Genomic DNA, 25,249 nt, shown 5'->3' with positions numbered 1-25,249 from the left:
ATACATAAAGAGACCTTTGCATAAATATGAATAATCATCAAAACGCCATCTTTCATCAAATTACAAACTTTTTAAAAACACCCTTAGCCCTGCTAGGAGTGGATTTAAAAAATTTCCAATTTAATAAAATCTGTCATTTTGCTAATCATCCCTATTTATGCAAAGGTCTCATAAAGGTCTTAAATTAAAGAGTAAAATTAATAGGATGAAGCACACGAATAAAAATAAAGTAAACGCTATTTACATAGTGATATTGGCTATGCTGTTTCAGGTATTTGTGCCGACAGTTTTCGCCTTAACTTTTGAAGAAAAACAAAGTGGTAGATCTTTTACAGTTTGCACAATACAGGGTTATAAGCAGATTTGGGTTGATTTAGATGAGAAGCGAGATACGAATTCTACTACTTTGGAATGTGCTTATTGTTTGCTAAACATCAGTGCATTAGATGCTGTAAATTTTGATACAAGTTATGCGCTTAATTTTTTAAATGAGCATATTTATACTTTTACAACTATCCAAAACAATATTCAGTCAAAAACGCTATTTAGATTTTTGGCAATTCGTGCACCACCCTTTATTTTGAGTTAATATCGTAATTAAACCTTTGTATTTGTACTGATTGGCGTAAATACAAAGGTGCTTAACAGTAACAACTTTAATTCTTAAATAAGGAGAGACCTTTGCATAAATATGAATAATCATCAAAACGCCATCTTTCATCAAATTACAAACTTTTTAAAAACACCCTTAGCCCTGCTAGGAGTGGATTTAAAAAATTTCCAATTTAATAAAATCTGTCATTTTGCTAATCATCCCTATTTATGCAAAGGTCTCAAGGAAACACTATGTTTAATAAAATAAAAAAACTAACATTGGCACTTGCTGTGCTAACAATATTCAATAACACTTTTGCAATGGAACATCATAATGCAAAGCATACTGTCACTGGCATTGCAATAAATGACCCATGGATTCGTTCAGCACCGTCTAACGCACCTGCATTAGGTCTTTTTATGCAAATCAATAACAACAGTGATAAAGATATTAAATTATTATCTGTCAATGCCAGCGGTTATAAGCGTATTGAATTACATAGGACGATAGCACATAGCGGTATGATGAAAATGGTGAAACAGGATTTTATGCCTATTCCAGCACAGGGAACACTATATTTAAAGCCAGGAAGTTGGCATGTAATGTTGATTGGCCCAAAGCGTGTATCACGCATAGGCGAAAAGGTAATAATAAGCCTTAAATTTGATAATGGCGCTACTCAGGTTGTTGAGGCTTTGGTTAAAAAGGGCGGGATGATGAAAAATCATCTCATGCACTAAAATGAATTATAAATTACTCAGCGGTATTGGCGTCGTTGCATTGGCTGTTGTATCATTTTATTTGGTTAATGTGGACAAAGATTATCGGGCGATTTTGTCACAACAACTCAAAGTCTCTCATATTATTTATAATCCAGATAAGGAGTTACCCAAATTTTCTTTGTTAGACTACGATAACCAAGCGTTTAATAATGAGCATTTAAAAGGCGATTGGAGTTTAGTATTATTTATTTACACCCATTGTCCTGATATCTGCCCTACTGAATTAATGGATATGGCGTCATTGAAACGCTTGATGGAGGAAGACAAAACAGCAAAAATGCCAAAGGTGGTGGCAATTACTTTTGACCCATTAAGAGACACACCCAAGGTATTGAAAACTTATATTTCCTATTTTGATAAAGACTTTATTGGTGTTTCTGGTGAGCAGGCCCAAATTGATAGACTTATCAAGCCTTTTGGTGCCTATTATGAACGCGTTATTGTGGCTGAAAATGGCAAACAAACCATCCTTAAAGCCAGTGAAAAATTACCTGAAAATGCACTAAAAGAAGGTTATGTTATTAACCATACTGCCTGGATTTATTTGCTTAATCCTGAGGGGAAAATTTTTGCAGGATTTCCATCACCACACAAACCAAAAGAAATGATGCAAGATATTAAACTGATAATGGGGCATTTTTAATGGAGCACAGGCCCATTATTATTATCGGGGCAATCCTGATGATATTTATTGTCTTATTAGGTTATTCAGTTGTTAATTGGAATGCCCAGAATATCGATTATTATATTCAAGCTGATGAGTGTCAAATAGAAAAAACCAGCTGCCAAGTAATACTGGATAAACACAATTCTATTGAAGTTAATATTTTGCCAAGAGGCATTCCCAGCACTGAGAAATTAACTGTTTCTGTTGAGGTAAAAGGCGATAAATTTGATGAATTAAGCGTTGCTTTTGAGGCGATTGAAATTGACACCACCACGCCACAATATCGCCTATATAAACAAACTGAAAACAGTTTTTCGGGCAGTGCTTTTTTAGCAATATGTTCGCTATCAAAACAGAGTTGGATTACTCATCTTTTTGTTAAAAAAGGTAATGAAACTTGGGAAATAATCCTCCCATTTAGTAAGCAATTAGCAAACTAATTCCCCCATCAGTGAGTTACCTCGTGCGTTGGTGATTTTGACATCGACAATTTTCCCGACTAAGAGTTCATCGCCTTTGAAATGCGTGTTACGCATATTTTCAGTGCGTCCGAACATATTGTCATCTTTTTTGGCTTTATTTTCTACTAAGACTTTTTGCACGCTACCAATCATTGATTTGGAAATCACTTCGGTAGATTTATCAATAACTTTTTGCAGTGTGGCAAGGCGCTGTTTTTTGACTGCTAGTGTAACATCGTCAGGATAGTTAGCAGCAGGTGTTCCAGGGCGGGCAGAGTAAATAAAACTAAAGGATTTGTCAAAAGTTACTTGGTCAATTAACGCCATTGTATTGGCAAAATCTTGCTCATCTTCACCGGGAAAGCCAATAATAAAGTCGGAAGAAATGGAAATATCGGGGCGAATTTCACGCAGTTTTTTGATTTTAGATTTATATTCGAGTGCTGTGTGTCCGCGTTTCATCAAAGTTAGAATTTTGTCAGATCCACTTTGAATAGGCAGGTGCAAATGCGATACCAATTCAGGTACTTCGGCGTAGGCTTGAATTAAACTGTCGCTAAATTCAACGGGGTGTGAAGTGGTGTAACGAATTCTATCAATGCCGTCAATTTGTGCCACAATGGTAATCAATAATGCCAAATCAGCCATCTCGCCACCATCCATCTCTCCCTGATAGGCATTGACATTTTGCCCTAATAAATTCACTTCTCGCACGCCTTGATGTGCCAATATTTGCACTTCGCTGATGACATCGTTGAATGGGCGAGAAACCTCTTCGCCACGAGTGTAAGGCACGACGCAAAAAGTGCAATATTTGGAGCAACCTTCCATAATGGAAACAAAGGCAGTAACACCCGTTGTTTCTGGCTCAGGCAGATGGTCAAATTTTTCAATTTCTGGGAATGAAACATCGATACTCACCGACTTATCACCTAAGATGTCATTGAGCATCGTGGGCAGTCGGTGTAAGGTTTGTGGACCAAAAATCATATCTACGAAAGGGGCGCGTTTGAGAATTAATTCTCCTTCTTGCGAAGCCACACAGCCACCAACGCCAATCACTAAATTTGGGTTTTTGTCTTTGAGTTTACGCCAGCGACCTAGCTGATGAAACAGTTTTTCCTGTGCCTTCTCACGGATAGAGCAAGTATTAATAAGCAACACATCCGCCTCTTTCTCATTGTCCGTCAACGCTAAACCATGAGAATGCTTTAACACATCCGACATCTTGTTAGAATCGTATTCATTCATTTGACAGCCGAAAGTTTTGATGAAAAGTTTGCTCATTTAAAGGGGTGTAAGTTATTTCTGAATATTCAGCGTTTGAGTAGGGTAGGCGATTTCGGCTTTGTGCTTGGCAATAACGCCTGCAATTTGTAGTAATATTTTTTGTTTTACTCGTTGATATTCATTTTTATCTGTGGTTTTGGTAAAGGCATACACATTAAAATCTAATGAGGAAGCGTTAAAGTAGTTAAAATACACACGCAACGGCTCATTTGGGTCAATCTCCTTGTGTTTTTTAAGTAGCATTTCTACTTCATCAACAATTATAGGTATTTGTGCAATATCATCATAACGAATGCCAATCACTTCTTTGATACGGCGATTGGTCATTCGTGACGGGGTTTCAATGGGGATGGAGGCAAAAATAGAGTTGGGAATATAAATCGGATTTTTGCTAAAAGTGCGAATACGCGTCATCCGCCAGCCGATTTTTTCAACTGTGCCCTCAAACTGACTAGAACGAATCCAATCTCCTGTTGAAAAAGGTCGATCCATTTGCAACATCAAACCACCAAAAATATTGGACAACATATCTTTGGCGGCAAAACCGATAACGATACCACCAACACCACCAAAAGTAAGCAACCCAGATACTGAAAAACCCAGTTCTTGGGCAATACCCAGTGCAATGGAAATAATAATCAAAAGTTTGGTTAAACGCACTATCAAACGCACCGAATCATTATTAATATTTGATTTCTTCTCAATCAAATAATTTTCAACCCCAGACATTATCCGAATTATTGCCCAAGTCAAAATAAAGATAGGAACGATGTCAATATAGGTAATTACCTTTGTCAAAAATCCAATTTCACCTTTGAAAAGATTGATAGAAAAAAATATCAATCCAAACCAAATCAAAGATTTAAGCGGCAAGGATACCGCCTTAATTAAATGGTCATCCAATCGGTTCTTAGTCTTCCCCGCCTGCCGGGCAACTCCTTTTAAAGTTACACCCAAGACAATATGTGCTACCGTGGCCACCACAACTAAAATGCCAGCAGATTGGTAGAGTGTTATATTTTTTAAAAAATCAAACATAAGTGTATTATCCGTTATTTCAAATATTTAAGGGGGTCAATAGGAGTTTCAAATTTCTTCATTTCAAAGTAAAAGTTATCTTTGCCAGTCAAGGCGATGATTTGCCCCTTTTTAATTTTATCGCCATTTTGTACTTTTAACATTTGATTGTGAGTGTAAGAACTGTAAAAACCAAGTGAGTGTTTAATGATAATCATTTTGCCATGGCTTTTCATTTTATTACCACTATAAACCACCACACCTTTGCGAATAGCACGGACAGCTTGCCCTGCACGAGTGCTGATGGTAATGCCTTGGTGTTTTTTAGAAAAGGTTTTGATGATTTTGCCAGTAACAGGGAGCATGTTGGCTTTTTTGGCAATGATTATTTTTTCTTTTAATTGCTTGTTTCTAATTTTTTTGACAGGTGCTTTAACTTTAGTAACAGTTTTTTTGGGCTCGGCATACTCAGAAAAACGCAATAGCGGAATGTTTTCTTTGCCTGTGGATTTATCAATGATAATTACCCGCTTTTTGGGTGTGGTGTCAAAAAAACAACCGATAAGCGTCGTTGAAATGAAAATAACAAGCAATAATTTAATGCGTTTTAACATACCAAATCCCCAATCCAATAACAACAATTAAAGCATAACCCAAACGGTCAATGTATTTTTTCAGCCAAATATCACAGGCATCACCCAATTTCCTAACGAAAAAGGCAATTAAGAAAAATCGCGCCCCCCGTGCCAATAATGACATCAGCACAAAAGGCAAAAATGCCATATTGACAATACCCGCACTGATGGTGAATATTTTATAGGGTATGGGCGAAAATCCAGCGATGGCAATAACCCAAATACCATATTCTTTAAACCACAATTGAGTGGTATCAATTTTGTCTATATAGTGCAGTTTGACGAGTAGCGGGGTGAGGACATCTAACAAAAATGCACCCAAATAATAACCAATCATCCCGCCCAAAACTGAAAAAACCGTGCAAATTAATGCAAATTGATAAGATTTTTGTGGCTTTTTGAGTGCCATCGGTGCAAGTAAAATATCGGGCGGTGGGTAAGGCAGAATAAAAGACTCAACAAAACTAATTGATGACAGCCAATAAACAGCATATTTACTCTGTGCCCAGTCCAAGGCTTTTTGATAAATTTTGGAAAAAAGTTGCATTACTTTAGCATCGGAAACCCAAGTGCTTCACGAGAATCATAATAAGTTTTGGCAACTTTCTGACTCATTGCCCGCACACGACGGATAAAACGCGCTCTGTCAGTAACGCTGATTGCATGCCGAGCATCCAGCAAATTGAATAAGTGCGATGCCTTCATTACTTGCTCATAGGCGGGGTAGGGCAGGGCTTCTTCAATTAACTTTTCATTCATCGCTTCGGCTTCGTCAAATTGCTTAAACAACACAGCAGTATCAGCAATTTCAAAATTATATTTGGATTGCTCAACCTCATTTTGATGGAATACATCGCCATAACTCACCCCTTCAACCCACACCAAATCATATACCGAATCCACACCCTGCAAATACATCGCCAAGCGTTCAAGCCCATAAGTGAGCTCGCCTGACACAGGTGAGCAAGGCAATCCGCCGATTTGTTGAAAGTAGGTAAACTGAGAAACTTCCATTCCATTTAGCCAAATTTCCCAGCCCAAACCCCACGCACCCAGCGTCGGTGATTCCCAGTTATCTTCCACAAAACGCACATCATGCTGGGTCAAATCAATGCCAATTGCCACCAAAGATTCCAAATACAAATCCTGAATATCCTTCGGCGATGGCTTTAAAACCACTTGAAATTGATAATAATGTTGCAAACGATTCGGGTTCTCACCATAACGCCCATCAGTCGGGCGACGAGACGGCTGCACATACGCCGCCTTCCATGGTTCAGGACCAATCGCACGCAAAAAAGTCGCCGGATGAAAAGTCCCCGCCCCCATTTCCATATCAAAAGGTTGTAATAAAGTGCATCCTTTAGACGCCCAAAAAGATTGTAGTTTTAAGATTAAGTTTTGAAACGATGCAGTTGCATCTAAATCATGTAATGACATAATTAAATTCTAAGAAAAAATTTCATAGATTTTACCAAAAATTGCCACGGTCATTGTTTAATCGGTCAATCTTATCGACTTTAATTACACCAACCAAAACTCAATCCCCCCCACTCATTTCCTGCAAAGGTCTCCAGTTATACTAAAAATAGCGCCTTTGGTGTTATTTTTAACACCTTTGTTGCTATTTTTAACAAGGTGCGAAGAAGGTTTCCCAAGGGTGTAAAACTTCTTTCCAAGCGTATGAAGCTTTTTTCCAAGGTTGTAAAACTTTTTTCCAAGCGTGTGAAGCTTTTTTCCAAACTTAATAATCCCGCCACTAAAGCATTGATAATTTTTAATCCACAGGAGAGACACGAATGCAAACACATTCCCCTTCATCTTTATTGTCTAATCCAAAAGTAGAGATTGGATTGGGGTTTTTATTTGAGACCTTTGCATAAATATGAATAATCATCAAAACGCCATCTTTCATCAAATTACAAACTTTTTAAAAACACCCTTAGCCCTGCTAGGAGTGGATTTAAAAAATTTCCAATTTAATAAAATCTGTCATTTTGCTAATCATCCCTATTTATGCAAAGGTCTCTTAATATTTGTAGTTTTCAGCCTTAAATGGACCTTGATTCGGCACATTGATATAATCAGCCTGTGCGTCAGTCAATTTTGTAATGACACCACCGAAACCTGCGACCATATCGGCAGCGACTTCTTCGTCGAGTTTCTTAGGTAAGACTTCAACATAAATATTGCCACCATTGTCAGCGAATTTTTTGTCAAATAAATACATTTGTGCCAATACTTGATTGGCGAATGAGCCATCCATAATGCGGCTTGGATGCCCAGTAGCATTACCTAAATTCACCAAACGACCCTCTGATAATAGGACAATATAATCGTCTTTATCAGTGCCTCTATTAATGCGGTGAACTTGGGGCTTGACTTCGTCCCATTGCCAATTATCACGCATAAACTGGGTGTCGATTTCGTTGTCAAAATGACCGATGTTGCAGACCACTGCCCCTTGTTTAACGGTTTGTAACATTGCCGCATCACAAACATTAAAATTACCTGTGGTGGTTACGATTAAGTCGGTTGTGGCTAATAATCGCTTGTTAATATCATCGGCTTTTCCGGTGTTATTGCCTTGTTTGTAAGGGGAGATAATTTCAAAGCCATCCATACAGGCTTGCATGGCACAGATTGGGTCGATTTCGCTGATTTTAACAATCATTCCTTCTTGTCTGAGGCTTTGTGCCGATCCTTTACCGACATCACCATAGCCGATAACCAGTGCTTTTTTACCTGCCATTAGCATATCGGTGCCGCGTTTAATGGCATCGTTGAGGGAATGGCGACAACCGTATTTGTTGTCATTTTTTGATTTGGTTACTGAATCATTGACATTGATGGCAGGTACTTTCAATTCATTTTTTCCCATCATTTCAATTAAACGATGCACACCTGTCGTGGTTTCTTCGCTGATGCCGTGAATGTCTTGCAGCATTTCAGGATATTTTTCGTGTAACATTTGTGTCAAATCACCGCCATCATCTAAGACCATATTGGCATTCCACGGCTTGCCGTCAACAAGAATGGTTTGCTCAATACACCATAGAAATTCTTCTTCGGTTTCACCTTTCCAGGCAAAAGTTGGAATATCTGCCTGCACCATTGCCGCTGCAGCGTGGTCTTGGGTTGAGAAGATATTACAAGATGACCAGCGAACTTCTGCCCCTAAATCAACCAAGGTTTCCATTAATACGGCGGTTTGAATGGTCATATGAATACAACCCAAAATTCTTGCGTCTTGTAAAGGCTTTTCGCTGCTGTATTTGCTTCTTAATGCCATTAATGCAGGCATTTCCTTTTCTGCCAATTCAATTTCTTTGCGACCGAAATCAGCCAAAGCCATATCGGCTACTTTATAGTCATTATTTTCTACTGTGGTGTTACTCATTTTATTCTCCAATTTAAAAGTAAAAATAAGCGTAGTTTTTGTTGCCAAGCCTAATGGAAAATCCACTGCAACGCTTCTTGGCATAGTTATTTTATTTTAATAGGTATGCACGATCCGTTTTTTCCCAACTAATCGCCGCTTCGGTGCGACCAAAATGCCCGTAACTGGCGGTTTGTTGATAAATAGGGCGTTTCAAATCAAGCATTGCGATTAAACCTTTAGGACGCAAGTCAAAATGCTCAGCAACCAATGCTTCAATTGCTGCATCTGCAATCTTACCCGTGCCAAAAGTCTCCACACTGATTGAAGTCGGTTCTGCCACGCCAATCGCATAAGACACTTGGATTTCACAACGGTCTGCCAAACCCGCTGCCACGATATTTTTTGCCACATAACGCGTGGCATAGGCGGCACTTCTATCTACTTTTGAAGGGTCTTTGCCTGAAAATGCACCGCCACCATGTCGTGCCATGCCACCGTAAGTATCAACGATAATTTTACGCCCCGTTAATCCCGCATCACCCACAGGACCACCGATAACGAAAGCCCCTGTTGGATTGATGTGATATTTTGTGTTGTCGTTCAACCATTTACTGGGCAAAATTGGTTTGATAATTTCTTCACGAACAGCTTCTATCAACTCTTTTTGAGCAATGTTTTCATCGTGTTGGGTGGATAAAACCACCGCATCAATACCAACGATTTTGCCCTTGTCATAAATACAAGAAACTTGTGATTTTGCATCGGGACGCAACCATGGCAATGTGCCATCAAGCATTAGTTCTGCTTGGCGTGCCACTAAACGGTGTGCATATAAAATAGGTGCAGGCATCAAAACTTCTGTGGCATTACAGGCATAACCAAACATCAAGCCTTGGTCGCCAGCACCTTGTTCGTGATTTGCAAATTCATCCACACCTTGTGCAATTTCTGGTGATTGTTGACCCAATAAGTTGGTGATTTTACAACCATCACCTGTAAAACCGTATTCGTCTTTGGTGTAGCCAATGGCATTGATAGTATCGCGTACGATTTTGTCGTAATCAACATTGGCGTGCGTGGTTATCTCGCCTGCTAAAACGACATCATTGTCTTTAACCAGGGTTTCGCAAGCAACGCGTGCGTTTTTATCTTGTGTCAAAATGGCATCGAGTATTGCGTCAGAAATTTGGTCGCAAACTTTATCGGGGTGTCCAGCGGAAACGGACTCAGAGGTAAAAATCATTGTATTCTCCTAAAAAAAAGCCTTTTTACGACTTTGTAAAATGTAGAAAACCCATAAAGCGTGGGTTTCTTTAGAAGAAATCCTGCTTTAGCTTGTTTTGGTTACTTTATGAATGTAACAACGCTAGCAATCGGGACAAATCAGCGTGTGCCTATTATATACGAATTTTCATTCCAGACTAATTTTTAAAGACAAGGCACTAATAAACGGTGCAACCATTAGACTCATTACTAAAATTGCACTCAAAAAATACAACTGGGCATCAATTTCTAACCCCGCCTGTGCTTGTGAAACGGCAGATGAGGCAAAAATCAAAATCGGGATATATAAAGGCAATATTAATAAAGACAACAACATCCCCGAATTTTTGATACTCACAATCAGCGACGCACCCATCGCACCAATTAAACTCAAACTCGGTGTGGCAATCAACAGCGTTAACATCAACACTTTAACACTTTCACTATCAAGAAATAACAGCGTGCCGAGTAACGGAGAAAGCAAAATAATCGGCACACCTGTCAACAGCCAGTGTGCAACAATTTTTGACAAAATCAGTAATGGTAATGAGTGATGAGAAATCACCATTTGCTCCAAAACGCCATTATCAAAATCATCGTGAAACAAAGTATTGAGTGATAACAACACCGCCAACATACTTGCCACCCAGATAATGCCTGCAGCGATTTGCGACAAGGTAGCAGATTCAGGGCTAATTGCCAACGGAAACAATGAAATAGAAATGATAAAAAATAGCAATGGATTCATCACGCTTGACAAATTACGCAAGGCAGAACGAATATCACGCATGAGTGTTTGTAGGTAAATATTCATAATGAAAGCACCTTCTGATTTTTCAAAGCAGAATCTTGGTGTGTGGTGAATAAACATATCCCACCTTGCTCACAATGTGCCTCAATACAACTTTCCACCATTTTTACCCCCTGCGGATCAAGTGCGGTAAAGGGCTCGTCCAATAACCAAACTTTTGCCTCAGAAAGCACCAAACTTGCCAAAGCAACACGGCGTTTTTGCCCTGCTGAGAGTTTGGCACAAATTTCATTCTCATAACCTGATAAACCCACTTTTTCAAGCGCATTAATGAGTGCAATTTCCGCCATAATTGACTGATTGAGTGCCGTTAAAAATTTAAGATTTTCAATACAAGTAAGTTCACTACTCAAAGCAGGTAAATGCCCCAAATAAAAAACAGCACGACGATATGCCTCTGATTTAACCTCATCAGCATCCAAATGAATCGTACCTTGTTCCTGCGCATTAAGCCCAGCAAGAATTTTTAAAAGTGAAGTTTTACCACTGCCATTCGTGCCAGTGATACGCAAAATATCACCCGAATTGAGCGTTAAAGAAACATCGCTAAATAAGAGATTGTAACCCCTTTGGCAACTGATATTGTTGAGTGTGAGCGAGGGCACAATTGAGCGAGGGGCTTACTCCCCAGATTTTTCCTTGGCAAGACGCACTTTCTCTTTCATCTTTTCTTGGTTTGTCATTTCTGGCAAAGAACTGATGCCATTAGTATTGATATTGCTCAGCTTACCATCTGCAAAGGTAAGAATTAAACGGTAGTTAATGATCTCGCCCGAGCCTAGTGTGGTGTAATGAATATAATCCCATTGATTATTGTGAAATGGGTCAATCACGCTGGGCTGACCAATAGTGTCCTGCACTTGGCGTTTTGTCATCCCTGTTTTTAGTTGATTGATAGTGAAACGCTTTAAGACAGAGCCTTGATTAACATCAGCTTTATAAGGTTTGAATGATGGTATGCTCGGCAGTGAAAAATCAGGAATGTATTTTGAAGTGGAGCAAGCACTCAAAAATAGAGATAAAAAAGTAATTAATGTTATTTTGTTCATTTTTTGGTTAAAATAATTCAATTAAAAAGATTGATTTTACATTAAGGAAGCCAAAAATGGACGCAGACGATTTAAAAAGTGCAGGACTCAAGGTTACTCTACCAAGATTAAAAATATTAGAGATTTTAGAAACCAGTGAAAACCACCATATGAGTGCCGAGGATATTTATCGTGCTTTAATTATTCAAAATGAAGAAGTAGGTATGGCGACTGTTTACCGTGTTTTGACGCAGTTTGAGGAGGCAGGTATGGTTAATAAACTCAATTTTGATAATGGGCAAAGTGTATTTGAATTGTCCAATGTTGAGCATCACGACCATTTAGTGTGTGTGAAATGTGGCAAAATTGATGAGTTTTCAGACGAAATAATTGAGCAACACCAGCACGATGTTGCCGAAAAATACGGATACCAACTCACCGACCACTGTCTTTATTTATACGGACTTTGTAAAAACTGTCAATAATGGAAGATTTTATTTTTAGGGCTATTCTGGCCGCTGTCGGCATTTCAATCATCACTGGTTCGCTCGGCTGTTTTGTGATTTGGAAACGCATGAGCTATTTTTCAGAATCCATCTCACATTCTGCTTTATTAGGCGTATCTTTGGGTTTGGCAAGCGGCTTAGGACTACATTTTGGCTTAATTATCGTTGGTGTGGTATTTGCTCTGCTGATTGTGGTTTTACAGCAACGACAATTTTTATCTAATGACGCTATTCTCGGTATTTTTTCCCACATTTCTTTATCACTAGGTGTTGTCATTTTGGCACTAGTAGGTGGCGTAAATACCGATTATTTTTCCCTATTATTCGGTGATATTTTATCCATCACCAATCAGGATCTTATTTGGATTTACGCCATTCTCGCCTTAGTTGGCACGCTACTAACCACCTTTTGGCAGCGCCTATTATTACTTACATTAAGTGAAGATTTAGGTGTTGCCAGCGGCTTAAATAAAGTAATGTACCAACTCCTATTTATGCTAATGATTGCACTCACCGTCTCAGTTTCCGTGCAAATCGTCGGCGTGCTACTTATCACTTCGCTACTCATCATCCCACCTGCCATCGCCAGAGTTTTCTCTAACACTCCTGTGCAAATGACACTACTCTCAATTGTCATCTCAATCATTGCCGTCATCATCGGACTCAGTGGCTCAACCCACTATGACATTGCTACTGGACCAACGATTGTTATCGCACTTGGTGCATTATTTATCCTTTCACAAATACTTCCTAGTAAAGCCAGCGCTTAAGCCAATGATACGATTGTAGTTTTAATTGTCTCATTGAGACCTTTGCATAAATATGAATAATCATCAAAACGCCATCTTTCATCAAATTACAAACTTTTTAAAAACACCCTTAGCCCTGCTAGGAGTGGATTTAAAAAATTTCCAATTTAATAAAATCTGTCATTTTGCTAATCATCCCTATTTATGCAAAGGTCTCTATTAAACTATGACTCCGTCAAAAAGAATATGTGGTTATCCCAAAGAGTCGTTTAATTCACCTAACTGGTTGGTTTGCTGTTCAACAATTAGTGGTTCAATAATAGATTCTAAATCGCCCTCCATGACCTCAGCGAGTTTGTAGAGGGTGAGGTTGATACGGTGGTCGGTGATGCGGCCTTGTGGGTAGTTGTAGGTGCGGATGCGTTGGGAGCGGTCGCCGCTGCCGACGAGTTGTTTGCGGGTTGAGGCTTGGGTTTGTTGTTGGGCTTGTTGTTGGGCGTCTAGGATGCGGGAGGCTAGGACGGACATTGCTTGGGCTTTGTTTTTGTGTTGGGAGCGACCGTCTTGGCATTCGACGACGGTGCCGGTGGGGAGGTGGGTAACACGGACGGCGGAGTCGGTTTTATTGACATGTTGTCCGCCTGCGCCGCTGGCACGGAAGGTGTCGACGCGGACATCGCTCATGTTGATGTTGACTTCTTCGATATTTTCTACTTCTGGCATAATTGCCACGGTGCAGGCGGAGGTGTGGACACGGCCTTGTGATTCGGTTTCTGGAACGCGTTGGACGCGGTGGGCGCCGGATTCAAATTTGAGTTTTGAATAGACATCGGTGCCGCCGATGCGGGCGATGATTTCTTTGTAGCCGCCGTGTTCGCCGTTGTTGGCACTCATAATTTCTAGTTGCCATTTTTGTTTTTCAGCGTAGCGAGCATACATTTTGAATAAGTCGCCTGAGAATAGGGAGGCTTCATCGCCACCGGTGCCTGCACGGATTTCAATGATGATATTGCGTGCGTCGTTTGGGTCTTTTGGTAGTAGTGATTTTTTGAGCTCTAGGTCGAGTCGCGCTAGGGTTTCTTTGCCGTCGGCAATTTCTTCTTTTGCCATTGCACGCATTTCGTCGTCGTCTTCGAGTAGCATTGATTCGGCAGTTGCGATATTTTCTTCGGCGTTTAAATATTCGCTAAATTGTTGGTTGACGGGGGTCAGTTGTGCGTGTTCGATGGAGAGTTCACGGAATTTATTTTGGTCTCCACAGATGGCAGGGTCGCTGAGCATTGCGCCGACTTCTTCTAGTCGCATTGAGAGTTGTTCGAGTTTGGCTTTGATAGAGTCGTTCATAATGATTTGTTTTTAGGCAGGCAACCTTGGCAATGTTTGAGTTGCTGTGCATCTGCTTGTTTGATATTATTAAACGGTGTGTGGAGTAGTTTATTAGTAAGTTGGTCAGCTAATTGTTGAATCACTGTGCTTGCATCGTTACCTTTTTTGAGTTGTTTGAGTGCGGATTCAACGGCAGTGGCTTTTATTTTATAGGCATTTTTACGATAAGTTTGTATTGCTTTTTCGTTGGGTAGTTGCATTAACCAATTTTCAAATTTTTGGTTTTGAATGACAACAATTTCTTCTGCTAGTATTTTTTCTTTTTGCCGATTATTTATATTGCTGTCCACTACTTGTTTTAAATCATCAACGGTGTATAAAAATACATCGTCAAGTTGTGCCACTTCAGGCTCAATATCGCGTGGAATGGCAATATCAAGTATAAATATGGGCTTGTGTTTTCGTAGTTTGAGGGCGCTTTCAATCAATCCTTTGCCGATAATTGGCACGGAAGCGGCAGTGGAAGAAATGATAATATCTGCTTGATGAACCACCGATGAAAATTGCTTCAAACTGATGGAATGTGCGTTGTATAAATCAGCAATTTTCTTGGCATTTTTGACCGTTCTATTAGCAACAATCATTTTTTTAATGCCTTTTTGATTTAGGTGCTGGGCACACAATTCAATCATTTCCCCTGCACCGATTAACATCACTGTTTGCTCTGATAAATCGGAAAAAATCTTTTCGCTGAGTTTTATTGCACAGTAGGCGACTGATACAGGGGATGAGCCGATTGCGGTATCGGTTCTGACTTTTTTGGCAGTTGAAAATGCATGTTGAAACAGTTTTTCCAACAGTTTGTTGAGTGTGCCTGCTGATTTTGCTGATCGATAGGCGTCTTTGAGTTGCCCTAAAATTTGTGCTTCGCCTAATACTAAAGAGTCCAAACCCGTTGCCACATGACAAATATGTTGTAATGCATCGTCGCCTTCAAAATAGACTAAATAAGGGCTGAGTTCTGTTCTGCTAATGTTGTGCGTGTCGGCAAGATAATCGCTAAGTAGTGCTTCTGCGTTGTCATTTTCAACAATTGCATAAATCTCAGAGCGATTGCAAGTGGATAAAATTGCACAGGCTTGAATGCCGTTAATTTTGTTAAATTTTACCAAAGAATTGGACAGTTCCTCTGGTGCAAACGCCACTTTTTCACGCACTTCAACGGGTGCGAGTTGGTGATTGATACTTAGAATTGAAATGCGAGGCATGGGCAATAAAAGATAATAGAGCTAAAAAAAGTAAATTCGTAATTATACCCTAAGCATATTATTTACCATTACAATGCACACTCATGAAAACACTCGCTTCTTTATTATTATTTAGTTTTTTATCCGCCTGTACAACCGTGTTAGAACGCACTGAAAATTGGGTTTATTCTCAGTATATTCCAAAATCTTGGATGCTGGAAGGGCGATTGAGTGCCAGCGTTGATGGCAATACTGAAACTGCAGATTTTGTGTTAAATCGTCAAGGAGAATATCATCAATTAATACTCACAGGTTCATTAGGGTTTGGACAAATGCAAGTTAAACAAACTGCACAAGGTTTGTTGGTAGATGGCAAACTAACAGAGCAAACTTTGCAAGAGTGGATGAGGGCTGAATTGAGTTGGACTTTCCCTATAGAAAAATTAGAACAACTTGTCTTTAAGCACAATCTTGAGAATATTGAAAATTGGCAGGTATCTGTGTCTAAATATCAAGTGATTAATGAGGTTACTTACCCAAAAATTGTGCATTTTAAAAATACAACAAAAGCGATTAAAATCAAGTTACTGTTAAGGGAGGTTAATCGGTTAAAATAAACGGCATATGATAGAAGAAGATTCCTTAGTCAGCGGAGAAAGTCAGCAACACGAAGAAATCGTGATGACTTCAGTGCGTCCCGATTCTTTGACTGAGTATATTGGACAAAAAGATGTGAAATCGCAGATGGCGTTGTTTATTGAGGCGGCGAAAAAACGCGATGATGTGCTGGATCATTGTTTGATTTATGGTCCACCAGGGTTGGGGAAAACGACTTTGGCGAATGTGATTGCTAATCATATGGGGGCAGGAATGAAGCAGACTTCGGGGCCTGTGTTGGAGCGGTCGGGTGATTTGGCGGCAATACTCACTAAACTGAATCCTTACGATGTTTTATTTATTGATGAGATTCATCGCCTTAATCCGGTGGTGGAGGAAATTTTATACCCAGCGTTGGAAGATTTTAAATTGGATATTATGGTGGGTGAGGGGGTTGCGGCACATTCTGTGCAGTTGGATTTACCGCCTTTTACCTTGATTGGGGCGACGACGAGGGCGGGTATGTTGACTTCGCCGTTGCGAGATAGGTTTGGAATTGTGCAACGATTGTTGTTTTATGAAGAGCCGGATTTACAGAAAATTGTGTTGCGTTCGGCGGATATTTTGAACATTCAAATAGAGGCAGAAGGTGCGATGGAGATTGCTAAGCGTTCGCGGGGTACACCAAGGATTGCCAATCGTTTATTGCGTCGAGTGCGTGATTTTGCTGATGTGAAAACTGAGGGTATTGTGCATCAAGCCATTGCTAGTGAGGCTTTGACGACATTGAAAGTGGATGAGTTAGGTTTGGAGCAATTAGACAGAGATTATTTATCTGCTATTACACAAAAATTCGGTGGTGGACCAGTAGGGCTGGATACTCTGGCGACTTCCATTGGCGAAGAACGAGGCACTTTGGAAGATATGGTTGAGCCTTATTTAATTCAGCAAGGCTTTATTATGCGTACGCCACGAGGGCGAAGTGCGACGAATTTAGCCTATGCACATCTAGGGCTGATTAATCCTGATACAGCAAAAGGTTTGTTTAGCGAATAATTTTGGAGAAAAAATGGATAATAGTATTAGTATTTTGGGTTTGATTGTTGGGGCTGATTTAGTTGTGCAATTAGTAATGTTGATTTTGGTGGCAATGAGTGTGTATTCTTGGACGATTATCTTATCTAAAAAGAAAATTTTAATAGATTCTCAAAATGATATTAAAACTTTCTCTCAAATTTTTTCAGCAAGCAAAACCCTTGATGAGTTACACGCTAAAATCTCAATTGAGGGAGCAATGTCACGCATTTTTAAATCGGGTTTTGATGAGTTTTCTCGTTTCGAATTAAGCGACAATCAAGCAAATTCTGAGCGTGCTTATCGTCTAATGAACACTAGTGCCAATGAAGAAATTGAGAGCCTGGATAAGGATTTGAGTATCTTGGCAATGATTGCGTCTTCCAGCCCATATATCGGTTTATTTGGCACGGTATGGGGCATTATGCATTCATTTATTGGCTTGGCGTCGGTCAAACAGGCAAGTATTGCCGTGGTTGCACCCGGTATTGCTGAGGCGTTGATTGCCACCGCTTTCGGTTTATTTGCAGCCATTCCAGCAACGATGGCTTATAATCGCTTGTCATCTAAAATTGGAGACATTCACAACAAATACGACGCTTTTGTTGAAAAAATATTTGTTGGGTTTCAAAGACAGCAATGATTACCTTGCCAAAACGCACCAGAGCGGATATAGACGCACATATTAATATTGTTCCCTATATTGATGTGATGTTGGTATTGTTGGTGATTTTTATGATGACGACGCCGATTATCGAGCAAGGTATTGAGGTGGATTTGCCGAGTGGCAACGCAAAAGCAATCAATCTTGTTGATCAAGAGCCGACTATTATTAGCATTAATCGTGAGGGTGAATATTTTATCAATTCTATGGACGGTGGCGGTGCGGAGCGTTTATCAGCAGGGACAGTTGCCGCAAGAGTACAAGCCAGAATGCAAGTTTTTCCAACAATGCAGGTGTTTGTCAGGGGGCACCGTGAGGTGGCATATGGTGCGGTGATTGCGTTGATGTCGTTCTTACAAAAAAACGGTGTTGGTAAAATTGGTATTATTACTGAGTCAGAAGAATAGTATGAATTTTATCAAAAACATCAGACTGCCTAAAATTGCTCAACGCCACCCTGTAGCATTTTCTTTGTCTGTAATTTTGCATATTGCGGTATTTATTGGTTTGTTGTTTTCTAATGTCGTGCGTTGGGACGAGGCAGAAAAACAAGTTAAAAAATCTGCCCCTAAGTTTATTCCAAAAGCAGTAACGATTGATTTGAGTGAAATTAAACGAGAAAAGCAGCGTTTGACTGATATACAGAAAAAGAAAGTGGCGAAAATTAAGCGAGAAGAAAGGCGTTTAAGGGTATTGGAAGATGAGCGTTATAAAAAACAGAAAAAAATTAATCAATTAAAAGCTAAGGCAAGGAAAGAAAAAAAGGCGAAAAAATTAGCAGAAAATAAAAGAAAAATTGCCGAGAGAAAAGCCAAAGTAGCAGAAAATAAACGCATAAAAGCAGAGGAAAAAGTCAAGGCTGCTGAGAAAAAGAATAAAGCAGAAATCAAAAAATTTAAAGAAGAACAAAAGCAACGCACACTCGCCAAACAGGCTCAACTCGAAGATGATGCCAAAAGAAAATACGCTCAAGAGGGTATTATAAATGAGCTCAAAGCGAATTATATCAATCAAATTGCTTCAAGAGTGCGCAACCAATGGCGTTATCAAGGGGGCAAAGATAACTGGGGTTGCGAGGTGCATATTCTGCAAGATACTGGTGGCAATGTGAAAAGCGTTGATTTGAAATCTTGCAATATAGACAATAAGAGCAAGGTAAAATCTTTTAAAAATGCAATTAAACGAGCAGTGAATAAAGCATCACCATTACCTGCTGCACCTGATAAGCGCGTATTTGACCGTAAAATAATATTCAATTTCAGAGTAAATTAATGATAGATTTAGCCCAAATTACCGACCAACAGAAGAACCAATTAACCTTTCGCTTAATGCAAGTGATGGAAAATTGGAAGTTGGAAGACCGAGACCAAATCGCTTTGTTGGGATTGACGGATTCTTTAAAACCCCGTCATTTATATCTATATAGAAGAGGCGATAAGTCTTTTGATTTTGACCAAACTTCGATTAATCGCAGTGAAATGATTATAGGGATTTACGAATCTTTGGGCACGACTTATCCGACCAATCGTGAATATGCTAGTATTTGGCTCAAACGCTCGGTGAAAAAATTCAAGCAAAAAGCACCTTTGGAATTAATGCTGAGTGGTGAAACAGGGATGAAACGCGTTTGGCACTTTTTGGATTGTACGCAAGGATGGAGGGAATAATGGCTTTAATTGAAATCCAAACTCAAAATGAGATGATTTGGACATTAAAAATATTGGATAGAATAACCGATGCATTGTTTAATGAAATTGTTAATTTGGTTGAGAGTGGCAAAGGTAAGTTTAAAAATGTGCCAGTGATTTTAGAAATTAAATACAGGCATATCCAGGCTAATGAATTGGCGATGTTGATAGAAGTTATCACTCAAAATCAAATGTCGGTAATTGGTATTCGTTCACGCACTCAAGAGTTGATTGATTTTGCGAGATTAGCGGGGTTGGCAATATTTGATAAAACCAAGCCAAGTGAAATTTTGCAGTTAAAACATCGATTGCCTAAAATTGTTTCTGAAGAAGTTATTCATTCAGAGCAAGTTATTTCTAAAGACAGCGATTTGGTGTTACTAAGTTCGGTTCAAGCCGATGCCGATGTGATAGCGCATGGCTCTGTTTCTGCTTATAGAATTGTACAGGGTAATGTATTTGCAGGTGTTGACGGTGATGAAAAAGCTACGATTTTTATCCATTCTTTTAATGCGCAATTAGTTTCCATTGCTGGAGTTTATAAGCAATTTGAAACTGTGCCGGAGAAATTACACTCGCGTTCGGTGGTGATTGATTTACAAGAAGGGCAATTAAGATTTCAAATAATTTAAGAAGATAGGTGATGAATACAAACGATTTTTTACTAGAATTAGGCACAGAAGAGTTGCCACCGAAGTTATTAAAGCAATTATCAACTGCACTTAGTCGTAATTTAATTGAGCAACTTGATGATTTTAAATTATCGTATGGCAAGGTGGAAAATTTTGCCACGCCACGACGCTTAGCAGTGCTAATTTCTGCATTACAATTGCAACAAGACGACCAAATGATTGAACGCAAAGGTCCATCTGTGAGTGCACCTGACCAAGCGGTAGATGGCTTTGCAAAATCGTGTGGAGTGAGTCGAGATGACTTGACACAAAAAGAATTTAGTGGTTCAAATTACTACTTTTTCAGCAAAGAACAAAAGGGCTTAAACACGCAGGATTTATTAGAAAATATTGTCGATACAGCGATTAAAAAAATCCCAATTACCCGTGCAATGCGTTGGAGTGATTTGGATTTTACTTTTGTGCGTCCGACACACTGGTTAATTATGATGTTGGGTGCAGATGTCGTTCCTGCAATAGTGATGGGCTTGACTTCTGGCAATATTACTCGTGGTATGCGTTTCACAGGTGAGCAAGAATTTAGCATAGCTAATGCGTCAGAGTATCAAAAAACTTTGATGGAAAAAGCACAAATTGAAGTCGATTTTGATACCCGTAAAGCGACTATTCGTGAACAAGTAATTCAAGTCGCTGACGATAATCAGGCTACCGCAGTAATTGATGAATTTTTACTGGACGAAGTTTGTGCTTTGGTTGAATATCCAAAAGCGTTCTCAGGTGGATTTGATGAACGGTTTTTAGCTGTACCCGAAGAAGCACTGATTTCTGCAATGAAATCACACCAAAAATATTTTCATATGCTTGATAAAAATGACAAATTATTACCCGTATTTATTTCAGTTGCCAATATCGAATCAAGTGATTTATCTGTTATTATTGACGGCAATGAACGCGTCATTCGTCCCCGCCTAACCGATTCAGAGTTTTTCTGGGAGCAAGATAAGTCAGTCACTTTGATGTCTCGCCTGTCAAAATTAGACAGCATTTTATTTATGAAATCACTCGGCTCTATGGGCGATAAAGCCAAACGCATTGAAAAATTATCGGGTTATATTGCCAATGTAATCGGTGCAAATGAAAAACATAGTGCTCGTGCGGGGTTATTGGCAAAAACTGATTTGGTCACTGATATGGTAGGTGAATTTGCCGACTTGCAAGGGGTGATGGGGGGTTATTATGCTAAAAATGATGGCGAAGATAATACAGTCGTAACGGCGATTAGTGAACATTATCACCCAAGATTTGCAGGGGATACATTGCCTTCAACACAAGAGGGGTTGTGCGTCGCCATTGCCGATAAATTAGACACAATCACAGGTATTTACGGTATCGGACAAGGTCCGACAGGTTCAAAGGATCCATACGCATTACGCAGAATGGCGTTAGGTTTGTTGAGAATGATGGTGGAAGGTGAGTTGAAACTTGATTTGAAAGTCTTAATTACACATTCTCTTGAATTACACGCGTCCGAAGTAGATAGGGGTAGCGCGGATGACATCTATAAATTTATGATGGATAGATTGCGTGCTTACTACAAAGAGAAAAAAGTCAGTGGCAAAGCCTTTGAAGCGGTATTGGCAGTCAGCCCTGAATCGCCTTATGATTTTCATTTGCGTGTTGAAGCATTGAATAATTTCTCTCAGGATAAAGCATCAGAAAGTTTGATTGAAGCTAATAAACGCATTGCCAATATCTTAAAAGACAGCGTTGTTTCACTTAAAATTGACGAGTCTATATTAGTTGAAAATGCAGAAAAAAACTTATATCAAGCCACCAAAAAAGTTGCAAAACACAACGCCACTTCCACCGACTATACTGCTAATATGTATGAATTGATTACACTCAAAGATACTATTGATACCTTCTTTGATGAAGTGATGGTAAATACTGATAATGCTGATTTAAAACAAGTACGCTTAAATCTTATTAATTGGGTGCGTTCATTATTTTTATCAGTTGCCGATATTTCTTATTTGAGCTAACATGATAGATTTTGTTAAAAATTTATTGGTTGAATACGAAGATATAATGGTGATGATAGGCGTTATTTCAGCCATTATTTTTATTATCAGTCTTGCAATAATGCCGTGGATATTAGGCAAAGTGCCTGCTAATTATTTTACAAATTGTGAAAAATACAAATCTAATATTATCATCACAACACTTAAAAATATTGCTGGTTTCGTGCTATTATTAGCAGGTATTGTTATGCTAGTTACCCCTGGACAAGGTATTGTTTCTATCATACTAGGTTTGTTTTTGATGGAATTTCCTGGTAAACGGACTTTAGAATTGAAGCTAATTAGTAACGAAAGCACTTTTAAAATTCTTAACTGGTTACGGAGCAAGGCAGGGAAACCACCTTTTGAGCGTTAATATGATAAAAATGTATGGCATAAAAAACTGCGACACCATCAAAAAAGCACAGAAATTTCTAATTACACGAGGTGTGGAATTTGAGTTTATTGATTTCCGTCAAACCCCAATCAGTAAAAAAACTCTACAAAGTTTTATTGATGTAGTCGGCTGGGATAAAATCATTAATAAGCGTTCAACCACTTATCGCAATTTCAGTGATGAAGAAAAACAAAACATCTCGTTATCGTTAACATTAAAAAACCCAACCCTTATCAAACGCCCCGTTTTAGTCACGGCAGATGATATCGAAGTCGGGTTTAGTGAAAAACTATACCAGCGATTTGTTTAGTTTTTAGCTCTGTTCTTTCGCCACTTCTTCACGCACTTTATCCATATCTAACTCTTGTGCTTTTTTCACAACTGCCTCTAAATCACTACCTGACATCGCCCCTGGCTGAGAAAAGATAGCAATTTGATCTCTAAAAATCATCAAAGTTGGAATTGAGCGAATCTGATATTGCCCCGCTAATTCCTGTTCATCTTCAGTATTAATCTTGGCGAAAACCACATCAGAAAACTTCCCAGAAATTTCATCATAAGTTGGTGCAAACTGCTTACAAGGTCCACACCAGGGTGCCCAAAAATCTAAAATAACAATGTTATTTTTTTGGATTGTATTGTCAAAATTGTCTTTGTTGAGTTCTAATACTGCCATGTTGTTTGCTCTATGAATAATAAAGATGCTATTATATCTGATAAAATAATTTTATGAAAATTTTAGGCGTTGACCCTGGTTCAAGAATTACAGGTTTTGGTATTATCAAAGCCGATAAACTTAAATTTACTTATGTCGGTAGTGGCTGCATCCGCACCAAAGGCGAATTGACCGAGCGTATCACTATGATTTTTGAAGGCATCAGTGAAGTTGTCGAAAAATACCAGCCCGATATTGTCGTTATTGAACGAGCCTTTATGCGTCCCGACCGTCCAAATCCAGATGCTGCTATCAAACTCGGACACGCACGCGGTGCCATTATTTCAGCAATAGGATCTCGTGGTATAAAAATGGCGGAGTACAGCCCCAATCAAATCAAAAAAGCCGTCGTTGGAAAAGGGCATGCTGGCAAAGATCAAGTTGGTTATATGGTTTGTGAAACTTTAAAACTCAATAAATCACCCCAAGAAGATGCGGCAGATGCGTTAGCAGGGGCAATTTGTCATGCTTATCATTGCCTTTAGGGATGTCCTTTAACTAAAATAAACCTTAATATTGCCAAAGGCTGGTAATGCATTCACCATTTTTGTGAGTTTTTTTAAGATTTCATTGCGACTTGTGTCGGGCGATATGCAACTGAGTGGCAAGAAGAAATCCACATGAATTTTGCCGTCAAGGTAATGTAGTTGAATACGCTCAATTTCACCATCACATTCGTTATTAAATAAGGCTTTATTTAAAATTCCTAATGCTACAGCACGCTCGGGTAGGTGTTTGCAAGGTGCCGCCGTTTCATCATCTTCGGGGTCAATATGCACGGTTACATCGTGTAAATCCTCCAAGCATTCTTTGGCAACTCGTTCAACACTGATGGTAATAATATGCCCCTCGCTAACGCTCAAAAATGGATCTACTTGTACATGCACATCGGCTGAAATCGCATGCCCAATTTTGCGGGTGCGGAGTGAATGCACGCTATTTACGCCGCTAATCATACCAATGACTTTTCTGAGTTTTTCTACTTCTTTGATGTCAATAGAAGTGTCCACTAATTCCTTTGTCGCATTTGATCCTAATTCCCAAGCAATCGCCATAACCATCAAACCAACAATAATTGCTGCAACCCCATCAAGATAAGGGTAGCCATTGAGACTGCCAAAAATACCAACCAACACCACAACAGACGACAACGCATCCGAGCGATGATGCCAAGCATTCGCCTTCAACATATTCGATTTATAAGTTTTAGCAACTTTAATAGTAACCCAAAATAATAACTCTTTGGACAATATGGACAACGCAGTAACCCCAAAAAGTAGCGTGCTATACGACAAAATATTTGGGTTGTCTAATCGCTCAATCGCATTATAAATAACCCCAATGCCCACAATTGCCAAAATAATTGCTAAACCCAGAGTAGCAATTGTCTCAAAACGCTTATGTCCATAAGGGTGGTCTTCGTCAGCTTCTTCGTTGGCGTGTTTCGTCGCATACAAAACCACGCCATCCGAAAGCAAATCTGAGAACGAATGAATGCCATCTGCAATCAATGCACCTGAGTTACCAAGCACACCAGCAATGACTTTAAAAATAGCGAGCAGAAAATCTACTACTGCACCGATGAGAGTAATTTTTTGACTGGCTTTTGTGCGTTCGTTGTTTTGCATAACTTTCTATTTTAGGCGATTTTAAAAAAAATAGG

Annotated in this window: 35 protein-coding genes; 20 read left to right on the top strand and 15 right to left on the bottom strand. The window is 39.3% G+C overall.

All coding sequences use genetic code 11. The features are described from left to right. Positions 1-26: 26 nt before the first annotated feature. The 6 genes from AB8525_RS02840 to AB8525_RS02815 all read left to right on the top strand — a co-directional run bounded on the left by AB8525_RS02840 (position 27) and on the right by AB8525_RS02815 (position 2,484). Positions 27-188, top strand: coding sequence for a hypothetical protein (locus AB8525_RS02840; protein WP_369152453.1), 162 nt, complete (start codon positions 27-29; stop codon positions 186-188). Further along, on the top strand, positions 158-589 hold the full coding sequence (locus tag AB8525_RS02835) for a hypothetical protein (RefSeq protein WP_369178470.1): 432 nt from the start codon (positions 158-160) through the stop codon (positions 587-589). Before AB8525_RS02840 ends, AB8525_RS02835 begins: the two co-directional genes overlap by 31 nt. Positions 590-691: 102 nt before the next feature. After that, positions 692-862 (top strand): hypothetical protein, encoded by a 171-nt coding sequence (locus AB8525_RS02830; RefSeq protein WP_369178468.1) that lies wholly within the window; start codon positions 692-694, stop codon positions 860-862. After that, entirely contained in the window at positions 823-1,335 is a 513-nt protein-coding gene (locus AB8525_RS02825) for a copper chaperone PCu(A)C (RefSeq protein ID WP_369178466.1), read from the top strand. The genes AB8525_RS02830 and AB8525_RS02825 overlap by 40 nt, the downstream gene beginning before the upstream one ends. A 1-nt stretch (position 1,336) precedes the next feature. Beyond that, positions 1,337-2,020: an SCO family protein gene (locus AB8525_RS02820; RefSeq protein WP_369178464.1), complete on the top strand. Its 684-nt coding sequence runs from the start codon at positions 1,337-1,339 to the stop codon at positions 2,018-2,020. A gap of 38 nt (positions 2,021-2,058) precedes the next feature. Next, positions 2,059-2,484, top strand: a complete 426-nt coding sequence (locus AB8525_RS02815) for a hypothetical protein (RefSeq protein WP_369152449.1) — start codon at positions 2,059-2,061, stop codon at positions 2,482-2,484. On the opposite strand, the gene miaB is transcribed toward AB8525_RS02815, so the two are convergent. From miaB to AB8525_RS02760, 11 genes are all read right to left on the bottom strand, one after another. Further along, the gene (miaB, locus tag AB8525_RS02810; RefSeq protein ID WP_369178462.1) at positions 2,473-3,792 is read right to left on the bottom strand and encodes a tRNA (N6-isopentenyl adenosine(37)-C2)-methylthiotransferase MiaB; all 1,320 of its coding nucleotides are present in this window, start codon (positions 3,790-3,792) and stop codon (positions 2,473-2,475) included. The genes AB8525_RS02815 and miaB overlap by 12 nt on opposite strands. Positions 3,793-3,807: 15 nt before the next feature. Further along, positions 3,808-4,833 carry a mechanosensitive ion channel family protein gene (locus AB8525_RS02805; RefSeq protein ID WP_369178460.1) on the bottom strand — a complete coding sequence of 342 codons (1,026 nt, stop codon included), beginning with the start codon at positions 4,831-4,833 and terminating at the stop codon, positions 3,808-3,810. A gap of 14 nt (positions 4,834-4,847) precedes the next feature. Then, positions 4,848-5,426, bottom strand: coding sequence for a murein hydrolase activator EnvC (locus tag AB8525_RS02800; protein ID WP_369178459.1), 579 nt, complete (start codon positions 5,424-5,426; stop codon positions 4,848-4,850). Further along, positions 5,410-5,994, bottom strand: a complete 585-nt coding sequence (locus AB8525_RS02795) for a YqaA family protein (RefSeq protein WP_369178457.1) — start codon at positions 5,992-5,994, stop codon at positions 5,410-5,412. The genes AB8525_RS02800 and AB8525_RS02795 overlap by 17 nt, the downstream gene beginning before the upstream one ends. Beyond that, on the bottom strand, positions 5,994-6,887 hold the full coding sequence (gene glyQ / locus AB8525_RS02790; RefSeq protein ID WP_369152443.1) for a glycine--tRNA ligase subunit alpha: 894 nt from the start codon (positions 6,885-6,887) through the stop codon (positions 5,994-5,996). The genes AB8525_RS02795 and glyQ overlap by 1 nt, the downstream gene beginning before the upstream one ends. Positions 6,888-7,001: 114 nt before the next feature. Then, a complete protein-coding gene (locus AB8525_RS02785) occupies positions 7,002-7,256 on the bottom strand; it encodes a hypothetical protein (RefSeq protein WP_369178455.1) in 255 nt (84 codons plus the stop codon). Between the two features lie 220 nt (positions 7,257-7,476). Then, a complete protein-coding gene (gene ahcY, locus AB8525_RS02780) occupies positions 7,477-8,847 on the bottom strand; it encodes an adenosylhomocysteinase (RefSeq protein ID WP_369178996.1) in 1,371 nt (456 codons plus the stop codon). Between the two features lie 91 nt (positions 8,848-8,938). Next, positions 8,939-10,072 (bottom strand): methionine adenosyltransferase, encoded by a 1,134-nt coding sequence (gene metK, locus AB8525_RS02775; RefSeq protein WP_369178453.1) that lies wholly within the window; start codon positions 10,070-10,072, stop codon positions 8,939-8,941. A 168-nt stretch (positions 10,073-10,240) separates the two neighbouring features. After that, on the bottom strand, positions 10,241-10,906 hold the full coding sequence (gene ccmB / locus AB8525_RS02770; protein ID WP_369178451.1) for a heme exporter protein CcmB: 666 nt from the start codon (positions 10,904-10,906) through the stop codon (positions 10,241-10,243). Next, positions 10,903-11,508 carry a cytochrome c biogenesis heme-transporting ATPase CcmA gene (gene ccmA / locus AB8525_RS02765; RefSeq protein ID WP_369178449.1) on the bottom strand — a complete coding sequence of 202 codons (606 nt, stop codon included), beginning with the start codon at positions 11,506-11,508 and terminating at the stop codon, positions 10,903-10,905. Before ccmA ends, ccmB begins: the two co-directional genes overlap by 4 nt. A 15-nt stretch (positions 11,509-11,523) precedes the next feature. Then, positions 11,524-11,952 (bottom strand): outer membrane protein assembly factor BamE, encoded by a 429-nt coding sequence (locus AB8525_RS02760; RefSeq protein ID WP_369152438.1) that lies wholly within the window; start codon positions 11,950-11,952, stop codon positions 11,524-11,526. Positions 11,953-12,008: 56 nt separating this feature from the next. Between AB8525_RS02760 and fur the strand changes: the two genes are divergently transcribed. From fur to AB8525_RS02745, 3 genes are read left to right on the top strand one after another with little or no spacing between them, the layout of a single operon-like run. After that, a complete protein-coding gene (fur, locus tag AB8525_RS02755; RefSeq protein ID WP_369152437.1) occupies positions 12,009-12,416 on the top strand; it encodes a ferric iron uptake transcriptional regulator in 408 nt (135 codons plus the stop codon). Further along, a complete protein-coding gene (locus tag AB8525_RS02750; RefSeq protein WP_369178447.1) occupies positions 12,416-13,207 on the top strand; it encodes a metal ABC transporter permease in 792 nt (263 codons plus the stop codon). The genes fur and AB8525_RS02750 overlap by 1 nt, the downstream gene beginning before the upstream one ends. A 52-nt stretch (positions 13,208-13,259) precedes the next feature. Beyond that, positions 13,260-13,409, top strand: coding sequence for a hypothetical protein (locus AB8525_RS02745; protein ID WP_369150050.1), 150 nt, complete (start codon positions 13,260-13,262; stop codon positions 13,407-13,409). A gap of 29 nt (positions 13,410-13,438) precedes the next feature. Here the strand turns inward: AB8525_RS02745 and prfA are convergent, their stop codons facing one another. Continuing rightward, positions 13,439-14,530: a peptide chain release factor 1 gene (gene prfA, locus AB8525_RS02740; protein WP_369178445.1), complete on the bottom strand. Its 1,092-nt coding sequence runs from the start codon at positions 14,528-14,530 to the stop codon at positions 13,439-13,441. Beyond that, complete coding sequence (gene hemA, locus AB8525_RS02735; protein WP_369152430.1) at positions 14,527-15,780, bottom strand: glutamyl-tRNA reductase; 1,254 nt, start codon at positions 15,778-15,780, stop codon at positions 14,527-14,529. Before hemA ends, prfA begins: the two co-directional genes overlap by 4 nt. A gap of 83 nt (positions 15,781-15,863) precedes the next feature. Between hemA and AB8525_RS02730 the strand changes: the two genes are divergently transcribed. From AB8525_RS02730 to AB8525_RS02685, 10 genes are read left to right on the top strand one after another with little or no spacing between them, the layout of a single operon-like run. Then, entirely contained in the window at positions 15,864-16,376 is a 513-nt protein-coding gene (locus AB8525_RS02730) for a lipoprotein insertase outer membrane protein LolB (RefSeq protein WP_369178443.1), read from the top strand. A 7-nt stretch (positions 16,377-16,383) separates the two neighbouring features. Then, positions 16,384-17,412: a Holliday junction branch migration DNA helicase RuvB gene (gene ruvB, locus AB8525_RS02725; protein ID WP_369178441.1), complete on the top strand. Its 1,029-nt coding sequence runs from the start codon at positions 16,384-16,386 to the stop codon at positions 17,410-17,412. A gap of 13 nt (positions 17,413-17,425) precedes the next feature. Then, positions 17,426-18,073, top strand: a complete 648-nt coding sequence (tolQ, locus tag AB8525_RS02720) for a protein TolQ (protein WP_369152425.1) — start codon at positions 17,426-17,428, stop codon at positions 18,071-18,073. Then, positions 18,070-18,501: a protein TolR gene (tolR, locus tag AB8525_RS02715; RefSeq protein WP_369178440.1), complete on the top strand. Its 432-nt coding sequence runs from the start codon at positions 18,070-18,072 to the stop codon at positions 18,499-18,501. Before tolQ ends, tolR begins: the two co-directional genes overlap by 4 nt. Before the next feature lies 1 nt (position 18,502). Then, the gene (locus tag AB8525_RS02710) at positions 18,503-19,366 is read left to right on the top strand and encodes a TonB C-terminal domain-containing protein (RefSeq protein ID WP_369178438.1); all 864 of its coding nucleotides are present in this window, start codon (positions 18,503-18,505) and stop codon (positions 19,364-19,366) included. Next, a complete protein-coding gene (locus AB8525_RS02705) occupies positions 19,366-19,761 on the top strand; it encodes a DUF2384 domain-containing protein (RefSeq protein WP_369178436.1) in 396 nt (131 codons plus the stop codon). Before AB8525_RS02710 ends, AB8525_RS02705 begins: the two co-directional genes overlap by 1 nt. Then, complete coding sequence (gene minC, locus AB8525_RS02700) at positions 19,761-20,414, top strand: septum site-determining protein MinC (RefSeq protein ID WP_369178435.1); 654 nt, start codon at positions 19,761-19,763, stop codon at positions 20,412-20,414. The genes AB8525_RS02705 and minC overlap by 1 nt, the downstream gene beginning before the upstream one ends. Positions 20,415-20,425: 11 nt before the next feature. Beyond that, a complete protein-coding gene (gene glyS / locus AB8525_RS02695) occupies positions 20,426-22,456 on the top strand; it encodes a glycine--tRNA ligase subunit beta (RefSeq protein ID WP_369178433.1) in 2,031 nt (676 codons plus the stop codon). Position 22,457: 1 nt separating this feature from the next. Beyond that, positions 22,458-22,850 carry a PGPGW domain-containing protein gene (locus AB8525_RS02690; protein ID WP_369152419.1) on the top strand — a complete coding sequence of 131 codons (393 nt, stop codon included), beginning with the start codon at positions 22,458-22,460 and terminating at the stop codon, positions 22,848-22,850. A gap of 1 nt (position 22,851) precedes the next feature. Further along, the gene (locus AB8525_RS02685) at positions 22,852-23,181 is read left to right on the top strand and encodes a Spx/MgsR family RNA polymerase-binding regulatory protein (RefSeq protein ID WP_369178432.1); all 330 of its coding nucleotides are present in this window, start codon (positions 22,852-22,854) and stop codon (positions 23,179-23,181) included. A gap of 3 nt (positions 23,182-23,184) precedes the next feature. Here AB8525_RS02685 and trxA read toward each other — a convergent pair whose 3' ends face one another. Then, positions 23,185-23,547, bottom strand: a complete 363-nt coding sequence (gene trxA / locus AB8525_RS02680; protein WP_369178430.1) for a thioredoxin — start codon at positions 23,545-23,547, stop codon at positions 23,185-23,187. A gap of 53 nt (positions 23,548-23,600) precedes the next feature. Here trxA and ruvC point away from each other — a divergent pair, with 53 nt between their 5' ends. After that, complete coding sequence (ruvC, locus tag AB8525_RS02675) at positions 23,601-24,071, top strand: crossover junction endodeoxyribonuclease RuvC (RefSeq protein WP_369152416.1); 471 nt, start codon at positions 23,601-23,603, stop codon at positions 24,069-24,071. 9 nt (positions 24,072-24,080) lie between these two features. Here the strand turns inward: ruvC and AB8525_RS02670 are convergent, their stop codons facing one another. After that, the gene (locus AB8525_RS02670) at positions 24,081-25,214 is read right to left on the bottom strand and encodes a cation diffusion facilitator family transporter (protein WP_369178429.1); all 1,134 of its coding nucleotides are present in this window, start codon (positions 25,212-25,214) and stop codon (positions 24,081-24,083) included. Positions 25,215-25,249: the final 35 nt, after the last annotated feature.

The sequence above is a fragment of the Candidatus Thiodubiliella endoseptemdiera genome, from assembly GCF_964212635.1.
GTDB lineage: Bacteria > Pseudomonadota > Gammaproteobacteria > PS1 > Pseudothioglobaceae > Thiodubiliella > Thiodubiliella endoseptemdiera.
This window is presented reverse-complemented; position numbering and strand designations above follow the sequence as displayed.

Bases quoted from the DNA above. Each gene is read 5' to 3' on its own strand.
- AB8525_RS02835 (WP_369178470.1), top strand. From the start codon at position 158: ATGCAAAGGTCTCATAAAGGTCTTAAATTAAAGAGTAAAATTAATAGG.
- AB8525_RS02745 (WP_369150050.1), top strand. From the start codon at position 13,260: ATGAATAATCATCAAAACGCCATCTTTCATCAAATTACAAACTTTTTA.
- glyQ (WP_369152443.1), bottom strand. From the start codon at position 6,887: ATGTCATTACATGATTTAGATGCAACTGCATCGTTTCAAAACTTAATC.
- ahcY (WP_369178996.1), bottom strand. From the start codon at position 8,847: ATGAGTAACACCACAGTAGAAAATAATGACTATAAAGTAGCCGATATG.
- AB8525_RS02760 (WP_369152438.1), bottom strand. From the start codon at position 11,952: ATGAACAAAATAACATTAATTACTTTTTTATCTCTATTTTTGAGTGCT.
- hemA (WP_369152430.1), bottom strand. From the start codon at position 15,780: ATGCCTCGCATTTCAATTCTAAGTATCAATCACCAACTCGCACCCGTT.
- AB8525_RS02730 (WP_369178443.1), top strand. From the start codon at position 15,864: ATGAAAACACTCGCTTCTTTATTATTATTTAGTTTTTTATCCGCCTGT.
- prfA (WP_369178445.1), bottom strand. From the start codon at position 14,530: ATGAACGACTCTATCAAAGCCAAACTCGAACAACTCTCAATGCGACTA.
- AB8525_RS02710 (WP_369178438.1), top strand. From the start codon at position 18,503: ATGAATTTTATCAAAAACATCAGACTGCCTAAAATTGCTCAACGCCAC.
- AB8525_RS02800 (WP_369178459.1), bottom strand. From the start codon at position 5,426: ATGTTAAAACGCATTAAATTATTGCTTGTTATTTTCATTTCAACGACG.
- miaB (WP_369178462.1), bottom strand. From the start codon at position 3,792: ATGAGCAAACTTTTCATCAAAACTTTCGGCTGTCAAATGAATGAATAC.
- AB8525_RS02670 (WP_369178429.1), bottom strand. From the start codon at position 25,214: ATGCAAAACAACGAACGCACAAAAGCCAGTCAAAAAATTACTCTCATC.
- glyS (WP_369178433.1), top strand. From the start codon at position 20,426: ATGAATACAAACGATTTTTTACTAGAATTAGGCACAGAAGAGTTGCCA.
- AB8525_RS02840 (WP_369152453.1), top strand. From the start codon at position 27: ATGAATAATCATCAAAACGCCATCTTTCATCAAATTACAAACTTTTTA.
- AB8525_RS02685 (WP_369178432.1), top strand. From the start codon at position 22,852: ATGATAAAAATGTATGGCATAAAAAACTGCGACACCATCAAAAAAGCA.
- AB8525_RS02830 (WP_369178468.1), top strand. From the start codon at position 692: ATGAATAATCATCAAAACGCCATCTTTCATCAAATTACAAACTTTTTA.
- ccmB (WP_369178451.1), bottom strand. From the start codon at position 10,906: ATGAATATTTACCTACAAACACTCATGCGTGATATTCGTTCTGCCTTG.
- ruvC (WP_369152416.1), top strand. From the start codon at position 23,601: ATGAAAATTTTAGGCGTTGACCCTGGTTCAAGAATTACAGGTTTTGGT.
- AB8525_RS02690 (WP_369152419.1), top strand. From the start codon at position 22,458: ATGATAGATTTTGTTAAAAATTTATTGGTTGAATACGAAGATATAATG.
- AB8525_RS02705 (WP_369178436.1), top strand. From the start codon at position 19,366: ATGATAGATTTAGCCCAAATTACCGACCAACAGAAGAACCAATTAACC.
- ruvB (WP_369178441.1), top strand. From the start codon at position 16,384: ATGATAGAAGAAGATTCCTTAGTCAGCGGAGAAAGTCAGCAACACGAA.
- trxA (WP_369178430.1), bottom strand. From the start codon at position 23,547: ATGGCAGTATTAGAACTCAACAAAGACAATTTTGACAATACAATCCAA.
- AB8525_RS02825 (WP_369178466.1), top strand. From the start codon at position 823: ATGCAAAGGTCTCAAGGAAACACTATGTTTAATAAAATAAAAAAACTA.
- AB8525_RS02815 (WP_369152449.1), top strand. From the start codon at position 2,059: ATGATATTTATTGTCTTATTAGGTTATTCAGTTGTTAATTGGAATGCC.
- metK (WP_369178453.1), bottom strand. From the start codon at position 10,072: ATGATTTTTACCTCTGAGTCCGTTTCCGCTGGACACCCCGATAAAGTT.
- tolR (WP_369178440.1), top strand. From the start codon at position 18,070: ATGATTACCTTGCCAAAACGCACCAGAGCGGATATAGACGCACATATT.
- AB8525_RS02820 (WP_369178464.1), top strand. From the start codon at position 1,337: ATGAATTATAAATTACTCAGCGGTATTGGCGTCGTTGCATTGGCTGTT.
- AB8525_RS02795 (WP_369178457.1), bottom strand. From the start codon at position 5,994: ATGCAACTTTTTTCCAAAATTTATCAAAAAGCCTTGGACTGGGCACAG.
- AB8525_RS02805 (WP_369178460.1), bottom strand. From the start codon at position 4,833: ATGTTTGATTTTTTAAAAAATATAACACTCTACCAATCTGCTGGCATT.
- minC (WP_369178435.1), top strand. From the start codon at position 19,761: ATGGCTTTAATTGAAATCCAAACTCAAAATGAGATGATTTGGACATTA.
- tolQ (WP_369152425.1), top strand. From the start codon at position 17,426: ATGGATAATAGTATTAGTATTTTGGGTTTGATTGTTGGGGCTGATTTA.
- fur (WP_369152437.1), top strand. From the start codon at position 12,009: ATGGACGCAGACGATTTAAAAAGTGCAGGACTCAAGGTTACTCTACCA.
- AB8525_RS02750 (WP_369178447.1), top strand. From the start codon at position 12,416: ATGGAAGATTTTATTTTTAGGGCTATTCTGGCCGCTGTCGGCATTTCA.